At 60.7% G+C, this 15,112-nt stretch carries 8 protein-coding genes; 2 read left to right on the forward strand and 6 right to left on the reverse strand.

From position 1 onward, the window contains the following. Positions 1-914: 914 nt before the first annotated feature. Entirely contained in the window at positions 915-1,463 is a 549-nt protein-coding gene (locus NFC73_RS11430; RefSeq protein ID WP_254750253.1) for an integrase, read from the forward strand. Positions 1,464-2,023: 560 nt separating this feature from the next. Here the strand turns inward: NFC73_RS11430 and NFC73_RS11435 are convergent. The 5 genes from NFC73_RS11435 to NFC73_RS11455 all read right to left on the reverse strand — a co-directional run bounded on the left by NFC73_RS11435 (position 2,024) and on the right by NFC73_RS11455 (position 10,173). Continuing rightward, positions 2,024-2,698, reverse strand: a complete 675-nt coding sequence (locus NFC73_RS11435; protein ID WP_254750255.1) for an AfsR/SARP family transcriptional regulator — start codon at positions 2,696-2,698, stop codon at positions 2,024-2,026. 307 nt (positions 2,699-3,005) lie between these two features. Then, on the reverse strand, positions 3,006-3,257 hold the full coding sequence (locus tag NFC73_RS11440; RefSeq protein ID WP_254750257.1) for a hypothetical protein: 252 nt from the start codon (positions 3,255-3,257) through the stop codon (positions 3,006-3,008). A gap of 410 nt (positions 3,258-3,667) precedes the next feature. Continuing rightward, the gene (locus NFC73_RS11445) at positions 3,668-4,813 is read right to left on the reverse strand and encodes a caspase family protein (protein WP_254750259.1); all 1,146 of its coding nucleotides are present in this window, start codon (positions 4,811-4,813) and stop codon (positions 3,668-3,670) included. A gap of 67 nt (positions 4,814-4,880) precedes the next feature. After that, entirely contained in the window at positions 4,881-7,874 is a 2,994-nt protein-coding gene (locus tag NFC73_RS11450) for a hypothetical protein (RefSeq protein WP_254750261.1), read from the reverse strand. A 28-nt stretch (positions 7,875-7,902) separates the two neighbouring features. Further along, entirely contained in the window at positions 7,903-10,173 is a 2,271-nt protein-coding gene (locus NFC73_RS11455) for a hypothetical protein (protein ID WP_254750263.1), read from the reverse strand. A 520-nt stretch (positions 10,174-10,693) separates the two neighbouring features. On the opposite strand from NFC73_RS11455, the gene NFC73_RS11460 reads away from it, so the two are divergent. Then, entirely contained in the window at positions 10,694-13,075 is a 2,382-nt protein-coding gene (locus NFC73_RS11460; protein WP_254750265.1) for a hypothetical protein, read from the forward strand. Between the two features lie 1,387 nt (positions 13,076-14,462). On the opposite strand, the gene NFC73_RS11465 is transcribed toward NFC73_RS11460, so the two are convergent. Next, positions 14,463-15,112, reverse strand: a 650-nt coding sequence (locus tag NFC73_RS11465) for a hypothetical protein (RefSeq protein ID WP_254750267.1), incomplete at its 5' end; no start/stop codon positions are given.

Here is a 15,112-nt window from a genome sequence, read left to right on the forward strand (position 1 = left end):
AGGAAGGCGGCCCCGCCTCGGTTGTAATGAAGAATTCCCAGTCCGCCGTGGCGACATGGGGTGCAGGTCCTGTCGTCAGCAAAGGAAAGCTTGCTGTCTCGTATTGACCCGGGCGTAGCGGCTGATTGCCGATCTGCCGTTTTCCATGAAAACCAGATGAGATGATGCCCATCATGCACCTCCGATGCGGAGCTCCGCCGGTCGATTGTGATCGGTTCCCCAACGATATGGCAACGGCCCGGCGGGGTCTAGACATTCGCCTTTGCTTCACCGCCCGGACAGCTCAATGGATCGGCCCATCAATCAGCCGGACCTGAAGTGATGTCTGGGGAAACAAGACTGCCGGCTTGAAAGGGCCTTGCACCGGGGCCTCCGGATGAAAGTGGTGAAATGTCGGCCAGCATGCTCACATTTGCGTGCCTGACTTGCCACGAAGCGGACCTGAGAGCCCGCGTGGAAACACGCCCGGTTGGCAAGCATTGCTACTGCATTATGGAAGGGCATTTCGTCGAGGCAATGAAGGAGGTGCTGGCCACCCATCACTTTCGTTGCCCGCGGTCGAACGACTCTGAGCAAACCGGCCATGGCCGGATCAGGCCTGGTCACGGCAACGACCGCCTGTTCTTGAAAGCAGTCGTTTCCGGACGAATGTGGGGCCTTGAGCGGCGGAACCCACGACCAGGCTGCTCCTAAACATCTGTCACCCAGAGGCGGACCTTCGTTGGTGGCTGGCCCGTTACAGCTCAGCATGCGCGTCACGACGAAGTAGTCGTATCCAGCGGTGGGATTCAAATTGGCCGATGCGTGGAATTTCCTGATCATTGGCCCCAGCTCGGTAACGCAGGCGTAACGCCCCGCTGCGACTATGACATTTATTTCTCGCAAGTATTTGCCAATTCGGGAGGTCGCGGGCTATGGATGCTCTTTGGGGATTGTTGGGAGTGCTTCTAGGCGGTGCCCTCACCATAGGAGGAAACCTTTTACTGAGCGACCGAGAGGCCGCTGAAGCTGCGCGAAACGAAAAGAAGCTGGCTTATCTCGCTTTACTAACTTCCGCGCGTAAACTCCGATATTTGTCTCGGCAAGGCCGGAATCGCGATATTGATGAACTGGACGCGGATCGCACACAGCTTTCTACAGCCAACTATGAAATTGAGCTGCTGGCAACACGGCAGGTGGCTTCATCCGCAGATCAATTACGCAGAAGCACCTTGGATTATTTGAATCTTGCCCGAAAAAGCTATGAAACGGACGTAGGGCCGACTTTGGTTGACCGAGTTGATGACTTAGCAATTGCGCGTCGGAGCGCAAGAATGGCGAACGACGTTTTCATCGAGGCTGCACGCTCAGACCTCCAACGGAAACTGAGGTCGTCGCGCCTTAGGGATGTGTTTCATAGCCTGCAGGTACCAAACCCCGATCGTTTGCCAGAAGTGAAAACGAGGTCCGTTGATGCCGATTGAGAAATTGTGCGGACAACTGCTGGTCGTCGGTCGAAAATGATTTCGGCGACGCCCCCGACTTAGTAGGTTACTCCGTGGTGACTGTTGCGGATCATGACGTCTAATTGAGGCCCGGATCGGCGGGTCGGCAGGGGTTAGGCTGCCGCTGCACAGTGGCGGAGGCGGCATATCCGCGCGGTCAGCCACAGTATGGGAGGACTTTCTTGGTTTTGCTGTCAATGGTCGTGCTTTGAGTGAACGGTTGGTGCTCCGTGGTTCCGGTGGCATCATAGGCGCCCGTCGCCGTCAACGTCCCATTCCACGACCACAAATGCCCGGCACCGGGAGGGTGTTCGGCGGTCAGTCGTAAGAGCACATGTGCATCCGCTGAAACTCCAGTGCGGGACCGGGTGTTGGCGGTGAGCATCGGGACAGGCTGGACACCGCCGCCTTCGGCTGAAGTGTCCGGTAGGTGACCGTAGACGAAGTGATTTTCGTCACGTGCGACCCATGCTGCCGCCCCACGGCCAGGCCCTGAATAGTGGCCCACGCCGTAACCGAAGGATGAATTGGACTCGCCGTCAGGGGGCGGGAAGGAGATGTTCCAGTGTCACCGATATTTGATGCACGCGAGCGTTGGCTATGAGCTTCTGGATGTGCTCAGACGGGCGTAAACCTAGGTCGTGCTGAAGCTTTGCTTGATATCTCTCAAAAGTGCGAAGGGCGGCGGCGAGGTTGCCCAGATTGAGGTCGGCCCGAATGAGAAGCCTCACGGCGCTCTCGTAAAGCGGCTCAATTTCTACAGCAGCCTCCGCCGCTTCAGCCGCAGTCGAGTAGTCGCCGCAGGCGAGGGACGTTTCCGCAAGGACAGTGAACGCCCGCAGCCGATCCTGCAGCAGCCGGTTTTGTTCAAATATCACCCAGTCCTCGTACCAGCCAGGCAGCAATTCGGCGTCGCGTAAGTTGAGCAGTGGTGCGCTGACGTTGTGTCGCGCCCCGGCAGCCAGTTCTCGAAGCTCAGCCCTGACCCGGTACAGATCAACGTCCACGTCGTCGCTGAGGGAGAGCATTGGACCGTCGTTGACGAGAAGGCCCGGGAGCTGCCGGGACACCATGTGTACAGTGACCCGCAGGCTTTCCAGCGCCCGCGCGTCGGGATATTCCGGCCACAACATCCCAACGAGGTAACTGCGGAGCCGAGGTCCGCGCAGAGCCAAAGCGGCAATCAGGCGTTGTTGACGTGCTGCGACATGCACAGGTCCACGGTCTCCACGTATTTGCCAGGACCTGAGCAGGTCCAACTTCATTCGTCCGCTGGCGTCGTTGCCCATCGAAACCTGATCTCAGCTCGGTGCGATTATTGGAACGTGTAGACATGAGGATCCTCATGTTGTTGGGCATTGTCAATGAGCTGATCCCCCTAATTTCTCCCTAACCCTTATGGAGAATTATCAGTTGCTTATGGCAAATAAAATTTGCCACCGTAGACTTAACGTCAAGCTTCTGCTATTGCTTGTCGACCACTAAGACAGGCCGTGCTTTTGTTACCGATGTCTTCCGTTCCTAGTCCCGCCGGGTTTGGGCAGAAAGCCAGCGGCGGACAATGTCCAGCACCTCGTCCGGATCTGCAGTTGCAATAATGTTGGGCTCGTCGCGGGGATCCTGGCTAATTGATATACGTGCACGAAAGCCGCGCTGCGTTTCCTGCTCGGCCCAAGTGCGGATAACGAGGGTTCCCAAAAACTCCATCTCCGCCCCACCGCCAGCCTCATCCGAAGCACCTGCCAAATAGGGGTCACTTATCAATACGTCCACGCCCTTCCTCGTTCAGCCTTCAAAGCCACCCACTGGGCTGCATTGATGGCGAGTCAGCCGAGGCGGCCAGCCGACAAGAGTGCATCCTTGGTTTCGCGAATCAGTGCGACCCAAAAGTGACGGTTGGTTGATCTTGGCGCAGAAGAATCAGGAGTCGCATTGCTTTTAGGAAAGGATTGGTCAAGATTGCCCATGCTTTGCTGAGATGCTGTTTTCGGGCGGGGTTAGGCGCGAAGCCGGTCTGGCTCCGAATTTTCACTAAATAGACGGTGTGTCGCGCAGAATCAACGTTCTCAGTCGAGGAACGTTGGTGCCATTCCGACGTAGGTGTCGCGAGCCCTCGAGATCGCCGAAGTGATTCGAATTAGGGCCCCCGCCCCATTGACTGGCACGGTGTGCCCTAAATCGCGCTAGCCAACTGCGGCCCACGTTTGGGGACCGACGATCCCGTCTGCGGTCAGTCCATTGGTGCGCTGGAAGGAGCGGACAGCCGATTCCGTTCCGGGGCCAAAAATGCCATCGATACTAAGGCGGTAGCCGAGGGCGGCCAGCTGCTGCTGGAGGTACGTCACGTGCTCGCCTGTTGAACCGCGCCGGATCTGGGGTCGCGTCATTGGCGCTGCCGGACCGCCGGAGCTTCCGCCTGACGGGCTTGTGGGCGTGCTGCCGTTGGCCGAGCCGCCGGTGGGGGCTGGGAGAGTGAACGGGCGTTGGGCCATAAAGGCCGGGTTGGAACTGCCCGTGGTGTACAGGTTCGGGACTTGGTCCGGCGGCATGCCGTTGAGGATCGCCTTGTGAAATGTGGTGTAGTCGCCTTGGAAGGAGCCGTTGCCCCATGCCTGAAGCAGGGCCCCGGTGAACTGGCCATTAACTGCGCCGTCGTAGGAGAGCTGTGAGTCTTGGCAGCCGGCAATCAGTATGACGCTGGCCGGTATGGTGGCGTCCGACTTGGCTCCGCTGAGGGCTTGAACAAACTGGTAGGTCCCGCGGCGGTTGTCGTTGTCGTGGCCTTGCACGGTCAGCGGCATGGCCTTGGGTGCGCCTTCGGTGACTTTGATCTGCTGCCCTGCATCCTTGGGCAGTGACCTCGCCTGTTCGAGCAATCCTTTGCGGCAGCCCTGGTTAACGATCTGTCGCACGGACGTGCCGCTGTGGCAGCTGTCTGCGCAGACCAGAATGCGTACTCCTGCGGCGAATTGCGACCACATCTGGTAAAGCTCATCGTCCACAATCTGCCGGTCGTAGGCTACCCATGTTTCGTCCTGGGTGTCCATCTCGTCACCGTTGTTGTCGTCCACTTGGCCACCGTGGCCGGAGTACGTGATCAGACAGATGTCTCCGGCAACAGCCTGCTGTGCCAACAGGCTGATTTCACCGATGATAGCCTGCGAAGTGGCCTGGGAGTTGAGCAGCTGTGTGGGGGTAAAGCCCTGTGCGGAAGCGAGTTGCATCATGGAATTGGCATCATTGACACAGCCGCTGAGGGCGCCGTTCCAGCCATTGTAGGCATTTGGATCTACTCCGTTCAGCCCGATGTGCAGCGAGTATCCTGTCATTGTCTTTGTCCTTCCTTGCTGTGCGGCGGTTCCTTGTATGCAGCGGTCGCTGCGGTCGTCCGGCAGCTCATTGGGGCTGCTGAATGGGAATTAGAACGCCCTGTGTACGCACCGGCCAGTTGGTTGGAGGGGCGGCGGTGCGTGTGCCGTCCACTCCCACGGACGTAACCGTGTACTGAAGCTGTGGATCACCGGCGAAGGCTGTGAGTGGCAGGACGTAACGGCGCTCGGCTTCCCGGGCGCTCGAACTTAGGACCAGAGGGGCGGCATCAGCCCTCCCCAGCAGGGAGGTCTCTATTTCCCAGCCGGTCAGCCCGGCATCCCCTGGATCATCCACTGCCACAAACGTGATGCCAAGGTCCAGATCCTCAATGTAGGCCCGGATCTCATCCAGTTTCTCGGCGGTTTGGTCGGGATCGAAAATAACGTCGAAGTCCCCGGTTTGCGGCCCATCCACGGTTAGCGACTGTTGGGGCGCGAGCACGCTTGCCAGCGTTGAGATCTGCACCCCGCCCGACGCCAAACCTTTTACGGACAGGCGCTGGCCTGTCCTGTTGGTCAGATCGAACCTTCCGTCGCGCAGGGGGCCAACTTCTATTGGGCCAGCGTCGAACGGCCCGGTCACGGTAGCCAGCCCAATCTCCAGGGAACTGCTGAGCCGCACGTTTCCGGGCAGTACGGCGCCCACGGATCCCCTCAGCCCGTCACGTTCCAGCAGCGACTTCAGGACCAGGAAACCGGCGATATCTGTGGAAATCACGACGTCGAATCCGTCGCCCGTGGGGACCGCACTGACGCTCGCGTCCGACGGTACGGCCCACCGTAGGTCCGGATCGACACCAGTGTCCGGGAGGTACTCCAAGACTGGATCCGCGGCGGCGTTCTTCAATTCGGCGGTGATTGCGGCCCGAACGAAAGGTGGAAGGTCCGGTTCGAGCGATGCTGCCAGTACGCATCGTATATTCGTGGGATTCTCCACGTCGATGGTGCTGTGCAACAGCAGCCGCGGCCGGTAGGCACGGTCATCCTGATCGGGTCCGTAGCGGCCAACACAATAGCGTGCCGGCACGACCAGAAACCTTCCCGGGCTGCGTAGCGACCGATAGATTCTGGCCTTGCCGGCTGCCGCGGTGATAGTGATTTCCTGGTAGGTCTTGTATTCCGTCTGACCGAGCTGAAGAGCAGGCCGGCAACCAATGGCAGTTTTTCCGGCGTCCGTCGCCTCCCTGTAAAGCGTCCCGTACGTGGAGCATGGAACGGAGACTGTGAGGGTCCGGACCGCGGCGAATTCGCTCCATGAGTAGGTGCCGCGACGCCATTCAGCGAGGATACCCGCGTTGAGTTGCCATTGCGGAAGTACGGTTGCATGGGCCAGCACAGTGCCGTGAAGCTGGAGCGGCGCACCACGGGTAGCCGCACCAATTGTTTGCAGCGACAGAATCTTATTGAGCCCAGCGATAACCGGCGCCGGTCCGTTGGACCGGCGCCAGCCTTCAAAACTGGCCGAAACCGTGATGGTGGCAGGCTGAGCCTGGAAATCAGGTACAGAGAGTGCCCCATATGCCAGCCGGGCCCAGTTGTCCATGAGCCGGAAAGTGGCTGTGAGGGTGCCTTCTTCGCCGGGCTGGACAGACAATGAGTCGGCGGTGATCTGCTCGGTCTGGGTGGTCCCGCGCTCGTCACGGAAAGGAATTCCGAGTTGCACCGTGTGACCGGTGCTTGGAACCGGTTTGAGCATGGGCTTTCCGACTGTCTCCCATTCGGCCAGAGTGGGGGCTGATTTCCGGGCATGCAGTGTTACGGAAACTGTCGCTGTAATGCCGGGGGAGCCGTCTGCTGTGTGCCCCCCGGCCGGCTCCACATCGAAGGTGAAGGGGCTCTGGCCGGGCGAATCTGATGGTGGCGGAAGTTCCAGGGCGTACTCGGGCGCGTACCAGTAGCTCGCGTCCCATCGGTCTTTCCAGATCCCCGCGGCACCGTTGTTGGCCACGGGCCCGGGGCGCTGGACGGGTGCGGGAGCCATGAGTTCCAAGTCGGCAAGGTGATGAGTGATGGGATGTGCCGTCACAGCCGAATGTTGGAGCATGAGGGCCGTTGCCGCGCCCGGGCGTGCCGACCCGAGAGCCGAGGCGACGGAAACGACGCGGCCGCCCCCCGCGATGAACGGCATTAGTATGCCACCTGGCCCGCGGGTCCCACGGGTGGCACGTGCGGGCAATACGCCGTCGAGACGACCGCCTCCGCCGCTGACGAGGTGGATGAATTTGCTGCGGTCGTGAGCAATGACAGGGTTAATGAGCGAGGCCAAACTGGCGGAGATCTCCAGCGGCTCGCCCGGCGCGGACGGGCGCTGCATCCTTATCTGGACGTTCTGCTCGCCCGGGTACTGGCCGGCCAGGCGGTAGGAGGACTCGCCGTCCGCCGGTTGACTCGGAGGTGATGCAACCGGCTCCAGGACGTACCGGGCGGCCTTCAGCACGGCGTCCAGCACGGACGGATCCTTGGTGGAACCTCGGCCGGGGGAGCCACCTACAGCCACGATCCGTTCGGTCATCATCGGTGCCAGGTAGTTCAGCAGGTCAACGCGTGTGAAGAGTCGCGATTCATCGGCGACGTTTGCGAGATAGGTCCACAAACCGCCAAGCTGGGCAGTAATAGTGAAGACTTCCGAACCGCTGGCTTCTGTGTCGGCCACCGCTTTCACCAGAAAGCGGGACTTTCCGGTAACCAACGCTTCAAGCAACGCTGCCGACGGCGGTCCCTCCAAAGCCGCCTCCAGGGCACCATGCCCAAACGGTCCAGTAACACGCTGGCGGGCCACTTCCAGCGGCGCACTTTGCCCGGTTGCATCTCCTTGGTCCAGCAAACTGAAGGTGACGGACGCCAGTGAGCCGGGGAGGCCGCCGTCGTCCGTTGTGATCTCCAGATCCACGGCAAGCGTGGCTCGGTCGACGAGCGGTCCCAGCCTTTCATCCGGCGCAGGCGCATGGGTCAGCACGAATGTTGCCGAAACCAAAGGTTCGCCGGCCGGGTCTCTCCGCAGCCGGAGTTGGATGTCCATCGTCTGCCCCTGGAGTCCCTAGGCTTCCTCAGAGCTTGTATTCGAGGTAAGTGGGGGACTCCGCCGGTGTAGTGCCGTCAGCTGGCGGGCCAGACTTGGCGCCGTCGCCGGAGCCTAGCCCGTTGCCCGACTTCGCTCCGTCTCCGCTGCCTTCCTTATGCTCGAGTTCCCGGGTATTAAGCTCGCGCAGCAACCGGACCCTTTCGTCCGGGACAGAGCGGGTTACTACACCGGGAGAATCGGGGCGGGGGACGTCGATCAGCAGCGGGCCGTTGCCACTGGAACGTGTCCACGGTCCTGTCCAGGCCCGGCCGGGTTCGAACAAGGTGCCTTTGACCGTGACTGAGACGCGGTACCGGTAGAAGGGCCGGAACCCCGGGTCGCCGGTGTAGATTGTCCAGGTTCGGTCCTGATTGTAGTCGGCCCGGTTCCAGCGGAAGCGGACCGGGTCAAATCCCACCGGCTCTCCGCTGTCGGGGTCCACTGGCTCAAATTCCGCTTCCACGATCTGGGTGTCGTCGGTGAGGACCACGCCCAGTTCGACGGGGCCGACGGCGAGCCGGCCGGCGCTGTCAGCCCTGACCTCCAGTGTGGTGTCGTTGATAAGAGTGCCGTTGGGTTCCGGATCGATGGCAATGATGTTTTTTTCGATTTGCACGCGTTTGTACTGGTTCGCGATTTCGCTGTCGGGCTCATTCAGGAAGACCTGGCGCTTGACGAAAGTAAGGTCCGGTTTCCAGCCCTCCGGGGCATTTTGGACATCTGAAGCAATCTTCTGCGCCGTCTGGAACTTCCAGCTGCTGTCGGCACCGCCGGAGCCGCTGAAAGCCGTCCCCTCCCAGTTGATCTCGCCCTTCGTGTTCGGGTACCCCACCTGGATGCCGAGCCTGGCCACAGTGCCGTCACCCCAGGAAGCGACCGGGTGGCAGATCCGTGCCAGCCTGCGGGGCCAGTCATCCATGTACACCGTTAGGAAGTATTTGCGCTCTGCCTCCGGATCGGCCTTCATTTCGTCATACATGCCAGCCAGTGAGCTGGAAATTGTGTGGTCCTGCAGATAGGCGAACTGTTGGGTTTCGGTGTAGCTGAGATTGAGGTTTGTGGTGTCGCGGCGGTATTTCAGCGCGACGCCGGCCCCCCAAGGGCTAAAGAAGCTGCCGCCTGAGGAGGAGGCCTGGGCAGCCTCTACCTGGGGTTGCGGCGGGTCAAAGATTACTTTCTTGGCCGCCTCCATGAATTTCTCGTAAACCAGGTTGCTTTTCTCATCCAGGCGCTTGGCGATGGCCTCGGCGCCGGGCAGGGTGGTGTCCACCTTGAGGTCCACTTCAATGGTGCCGTTGGTCCGCATGTTGTTGAACTCGGCTTTGAGGTCCACCGAGGCCCAGAGATACCGGCCGGATGCGGCCGCGGAGAAATGGCTGAAGACCTTGTCCCAGTTGCCCCTGATGGAGAGGGTGCAGACCGGGGACCACACCTTGAGCTTGTAGTTCTGGACCACAACCATGGGCGAGGCGGTGCCGTGGAACGCCTCCCACAAAATGGCAGCGGGGTACTTGCCGACGAGCCCGGAAAAGGCGTGGGTGCCGGTGGGATCGATGGAGCCGTTGCCCTCGCCGTACATCTGCCAGTAGAACGGGTCCAGGTTGTTGCCTGAACCATTGGTGAGAACCGGTGGGGCTCCCTCGGGCTGGGTGACCGGCCCGGGCGCAGGCGTTTCGCCGTCGCGGGCTTCGCCCGGCATGGGACGGGCCCCGCTGCGGCTCCCAGGCATGCCGAAGTACTGGTATTCATTGATCGTCTTGCCGCCACGGGTTGCACTGGCCAGGACCGGGAACCCGCGGGTCGTGGGCGCCACGTTCGATACGGACGTCGTGCTCGATGTGATGATGGCGGGGCGGAACATTGGCGGCTTGCGGCTGTTCTTGATACCCCAGAATACGTCGTCGCTGTCCTTGAACCGGCCCGTGATTTCACTTTCGGACTGCGCCCTGACCGCTTCCGGAATCGCGCCCGTGACGGAAAAAGTGACAACACCGCCAGCAACGTCGCCGCCGCCTCCAATTACTCCTTCACCACCTGTGCCGGCAAACCGGATCAGATTAAACAGATAGTCCCCTGAATCGGGTCCATTCTTTCGGGCCATCCGGACAATATTGGGGATGTAGTAAAAGACGGGAGCTTCGCCTTGGGCGATAAGTTCCCGGTTATTGACGTCGGGGAGGTACAGCACCGCATACCCGCCCTTGACTACAGGTTGGGTTCCACCAGCGTAGCTGGGCCCCATTGCTTGCACCGCCATTGTCCTGGCCTTCCGTTGTCCTTATCAGTGACGCCGCGCCCCGAGCAGGGCGGCCGGCGTGGGTGTTGAGTGCGGCCACGGTAGTCCGGGCCGCGTTATCCCCGTGTTACGAGAGCATGATTGGCACGTTATTGCTGCGTTACGGGGTCTGCGCTTGTCCCGTAACGCTGCAGTAACGGCTTTGAGGGCAACCTTGGGGCACTTAGGAGGCATAGTGATCAGGCAACGAAGGTCAGGCGGTCTGGTTCCCGATCCTGTCGACGTCGACGGCCTCACCGAGATTCGGGTTCACGGTGTTGGTGGCACGGGACCAGAGGATATGCTCGGCGACCCACGTCCTGTGAGGGTATCCGGAGACCGGATCGCCGGTTTTTACCGAACGGCTGACGCCGCAGGGCGGCATCGGGAGGCGTATTCCTGGGGCGGCCTGACTTCGCACTCACCGCTCCGAGTATTTTGGCTATTACTAACGCCGTCAATGCTGGCCAATATGGCTGGCTGGACGGCCCGGCGCCGAATCATGAACGGAAAGCTCGAGGAGGACGAGGCCCCGACGACAAGTACCTTCCGGTGGTTTGCCAGGGTCGCGGCGCTCGCGCTGACGCTTAGCACGGCACTCATGGTCACGATGCTGAGCCTGGACACATTGGTCTACCAGTGTTTTGGCCAGCACGCTTGCCGCGAGCGGCTATGGGGAACGTCCTGGTTGGACTTCGTCGCTCCTTACGATCGGCCTGGGCTCCGGCTTGCCGTGGGTGTCATCCCACCACTGGCTGTTGCAGCTGGCTTTTACTTCCTGGCGTCCCGTTCGCGGGCGAGCTATGAAGGAATTGAGCCCCCGATCCAGGCCGAGCCTGGAACTGACAGTATTCCTGTCCCGTCCCGACTATGTGCTGCCGCCCAGAAGGGTGGGCTGCGTAACGCTGACTTCTGGTCCGGTAAGAGGTGGCATGAACATCTCTCGCTGCTTCATGTCACTATCGGCGTTTCAGTGGCGGCAGGGATTCTGGGCTGGTGCATGTCGTCGCTGGCGGGCGCCATCGGATACCCAGTTGATGGTTTTGTGATGGGGGCCCGGGGGGCAAGCGCCGCCGCCTTGCTCCTCATTATCCTGGTGATATTCCTTCTTGCCTGGGATGAGGCGCAAGAGCGCCTGGTTCGCGGGATATTCATGACTTCCGTGGGCGTATTGGTTGTTGCCTGCTTAGCGGCAGTCATGTGGCCGGGCTCCCTCGGCCAGGGACCTCCCGGCGTTCGGGGCGTGTCCCAACCGCTCGGCACGCTGCCCGGCGTTGTGCTGGCGGCAGAACTCGGCTGGGTCCTCACGCTCCTCCTTTTGTTGCCTTTGATTTGCCAACAGGTTTGGGCATGGGGGTCCAGGTGGAAACGCGCCATGCAACAGGAACCACCTGGCCCGGGCCGGATCAGGCGCCTGCGGCACAGCGTAAGGGGGAGCATTCCCGTGTTTCCTTGGGCGGCGCCGGTGGTGTTGCACATCGTTGCCCTGATCCTTGGTAATGCTGTGCTTCTGTCTGTGATGGTGCTGGCAGCAAAGGCACTAGGACGCGTCGAGTATGAGACCCTCAGTATCGGAACGCCCGGCCAGCGTGCCGTGGCGCCGGAGGGTTTCGGGGAAGTTTCCGTACTCTGGGTGCCCAAGGTGGTGATGCTGGTCGCCGGGACTCTGGCGTGGTCATTCATCGCGTTGCTTTTTGCGTTCGCTGTTGCCCTCAGTGTCTGGTTACGCGTTTCCTCGAAGAAGAACGCCCTGCTGGTCAGGCAGGATCTGGCAGCTGCATACGCAGTGAGCCGGGATTTGGGGAGGGTGTCGTCCCTGGCCGCGCCCGGGTCTGACAAGCGCGATGCCTGGATTTATTCAGCGTTTGAAGATTCACCCGCCAGCCCGGGGCGCGGGCCGTTGGCGTTTGCCTCCCGCGCGGTCCGGCCGAGCCGGTGGGTACGCAGAGTTGCTCTGATGCGCCAGATCGGCCAGCACGCCCATCAGGTCGTTGCCTGGTTCGCTATCGTGATTGCCGCTGGAGGAGTGGCCGCAGTAGTGGCTTTCGTTCTCACACAAGGTTGGATGCTGCAGGAAATGCAGATGTCCTGGGTCGAATCCGGGGCAACCATAGGGGCGTGGCTGCCGGCCATCTATGTTTTGGCGGCCAGGGTGGCGTTCCGCGATGAGAGGGCGAGAAAGATCCTGATGTCTCCTTTCGACGTCGGCACCTTCTTTCCGCGCTCCTTCCACCCGTTCGCTCCACCCTCGTATGCTGAGCGGGCCGTGCCGGAACTGACGCGGCGGATCTGGTGGTTGCATGACAACGATGGCAGGGTGGTACTGACAGCGCACTCTCAGGGGAGCGTGGTGGCCGCAGCGGTGCTGGTCCGGCAGGCGGCCCGGCGGGAGGAAAGGGATAAGAGCATCGGGCTCGTCACTTTCGGCTGCCCGCTCGGGAAACTGTACCGGTGGGCGTTTCCGGCGCTGTTCAGCGATGGACTCATGCAAAGCCTTGCCCGGGGTGGCGTCGGGATGGGTGACATAATGTGGCGCAACGTGCACTACTCGACAGACTATATCGGCGGGCCGATACGGGCCAGGGGCTGGGCACCCAACCTACCAAAGGACATCGAGGTGGACCTCGTCGATCCACCGACAGACAAGTATGTCTTCGGCCAAAGGACACCGAGCATCCTCAGCCACACCGGCTACTGGATGGATTCGAGATTTTGGCAGCGTGTGGACATTATGTGTGAAGACATCCTGCGGCCGCCATCCCCCTCTGGTGTGGACCCTCATCCCACAGATCTGGCAACATCGGACGATCTACTCGTCTCAGCCGACGGCGTCGATGCAATTGCCCCTGACCCGGCGACGCCCGGGCCATATCGCGGCGCATAGCTACTTTTCCCTGTCGACCTGGTGACCTAAACCTAATTTGAGGTTTCTCAGCTACCGGGTTCCGCCGTCGGGCTTCGGGTTGCCGTGACAGCGCCACAGAGGCTAGGGCTTGGTACAGAGGTTGCCACTTCGGTGGAGAGCTGGGCTGGCTCCTTCCGAGACAGCGCCCGATCCGACCACATCAAGGGTCTTGACTTCATTTTCGGCCTGATGCACAAAAAACCGCCCCGTGTATCGCGTGCTGCTGCCGCGAAGCGGACCGACACCGATCACAAGCTCCGGGCAAACGACCGGCAGGGTTGCCCCTGCACACGGCGCGGATGTCGGCGTGAACACAGAGATGCCCTCTTTGACGATTGCTTATTCCAGACGTTGAATGCACTCAGTTTACGAGTACTTCGTCGCGGGAACGTTGGCTATCGGACATCTCGAATGAAATCGAAACGAACTCCCTGTTCATCGTCCTTCAGGACGACAACAACTCCGTACTTAGGGGTCCATTTATCCGACACGAGGAAGTATCGGCCACCGGTCCGTTCCAGTAAACGAAGCCCGCTGTATTCAAATCCAAAGTCGGATGTCTCCGTGAGTTGTCGTGATTCGACTCCGGGCGCCACGATATTCAAGGAACGAGTGCTATAAACCACTACCCTCGGGAGTGTGGGTAATTGGCTCTCAAAAGTCCGTGCCAATTCAGTTCCTTCTACGGTTGCATAATTAGCAGCAGTCGAAAACAGGGCGACGCATACGAGTGTTCCCGCGCATAGGCGCAATAGGTGAGTACGTGATTCGGACATTGGAACATGTCCCGGCAGGGCGCTCCTGAGATGAAATGAGTACAGGAGAAGGAGCAGGCCTACCGCCAAAGCTAGAGGAAACGAGACGAAGGCGAAAGCTGGCCAAATCGACCTTATCGACCAGATGCCCAACGGAAACAGCACAATGGTTGCCGGCAGGAGTCGGGCAGTCCAATTGAATACGGAATCGTGCGGTCCTTTGCTTATCACTCGCATCTCAAGCCAGTGGTCGGCCATCGCCCACAATATCCCTGCGAGGGCAACTACGATGAGCAATATCAAAACCGGCCGAACGCTGCGGAGCATGTACTCCACAGTTGTCATGCCGAGTATGCTCTCATCGATCCCCAGACTCTTGGCTTGCACTTCACTGCGGACCCAACCGAAATACACCAACAGCGCGCTCAGTACGCCGACGTTGCCGAGCCCGGCCGCTATGCGGCGTAGAATATCACCGCGCTCCTCACGAGCTGTTTTCTCCCCTCCCGGCGGGGAATCCGACGAGTTCGTGCGGGCGGGCAAGTGGAGACTGGTTGCGCCACTCTGTTGATAAGTTGAGGGACGGCGTTGCCTGGACGGCCTGCTCATGATCAGGGCGTCGAGGGGGAAGCAGCCACGGCAACAGGACTGCCCGAAGGCACAGGAAGGCTCAGAGGCGTCGTTTCACCGCCCGGCGCTGGGCCAGTGCCGTTTGTGCTTTCGTCGATGTCGAGTGTCAGTGGGTCGTCGAGTGCCGGGTATTGTCCGCGGTATGGCGGCGCCGTGCCGCCGGCACACGGGAAGTCGGTGCGGGGCTTTTGCTCGAGCACGCTCCTCACGGATTTGTACAGGTCGCATTCAGCGACGCCTTCGGGGGCAAGTCCGTCAAGGCCGTAGGCATCCCGTGCGTGCTCGAAGTATTGCTGCCCGCCGGCAATGTCACCGAAACAAATTCTTATACCGGCAGCAAAGAGGACTACATTCCGGGGGCTTCGAAAGCCGAAACGGGCCTCCGAGAAGACAAAGTCCTGCCCCTCCTGGCATCCTCTTCTCAGACTGCCGTAGGCGGGTCCATCGTTTCCAGTGACGCTGATATCGCTTGAGGGCAAACCCCACTCATAGACCACCGGTTGTTCTTTGCCGTTTGTGCTTTCGTCGATGTCGAGTGTCAGTGGGTCGTCGAGTGCCGGGTATTGTCCGCGGTATGGCGGCGCCGTGCCGCCGGCACACGGGAAGTCGGTGCGGGGCTTTTGCTCGAGCA

It is taken from the genome of Pseudarthrobacter humi (genome assembly GCF_024294965.1).
Classification (GTDB): Bacteria; Actinomycetota; Actinomycetes; order Actinomycetales; family Micrococcaceae; genus Arthrobacter; species Arthrobacter humi.

Excerpts from the sequence above, each read along its gene's own strand:
- NFC73_RS11430 (WP_254750253.1), top strand. The coding sequence starts at position 915 with ATGGATGCTCTTTGGGGATTGTTGGGAGTGCTTCTAGGCGGTGCCCTC.
- NFC73_RS11445 (WP_254750259.1), bottom strand. The coding sequence starts at position 4,813 with ATGACAGGATACTCGCTGCACATCGGGCTGAACGGAGTAGATCCAAAT.
- NFC73_RS11450 (WP_254750261.1), bottom strand. The coding sequence starts at position 7,874 with ATGGACATCCAACTCCGGCTGCGGAGAGACCCGGCCGGCGAACCTTTG.
- NFC73_RS11455 (WP_254750263.1), bottom strand. The coding sequence starts at position 10,173 with ATGGCGGTGCAAGCAATGGGGCCCAGCTACGCTGGTGGAACCCAACCT.
- NFC73_RS11460 (WP_254750265.1), top strand. The coding sequence starts at position 10,694 with ATGAACGGAAAGCTCGAGGAGGACGAGGCCCCGACGACAAGTACCTTC.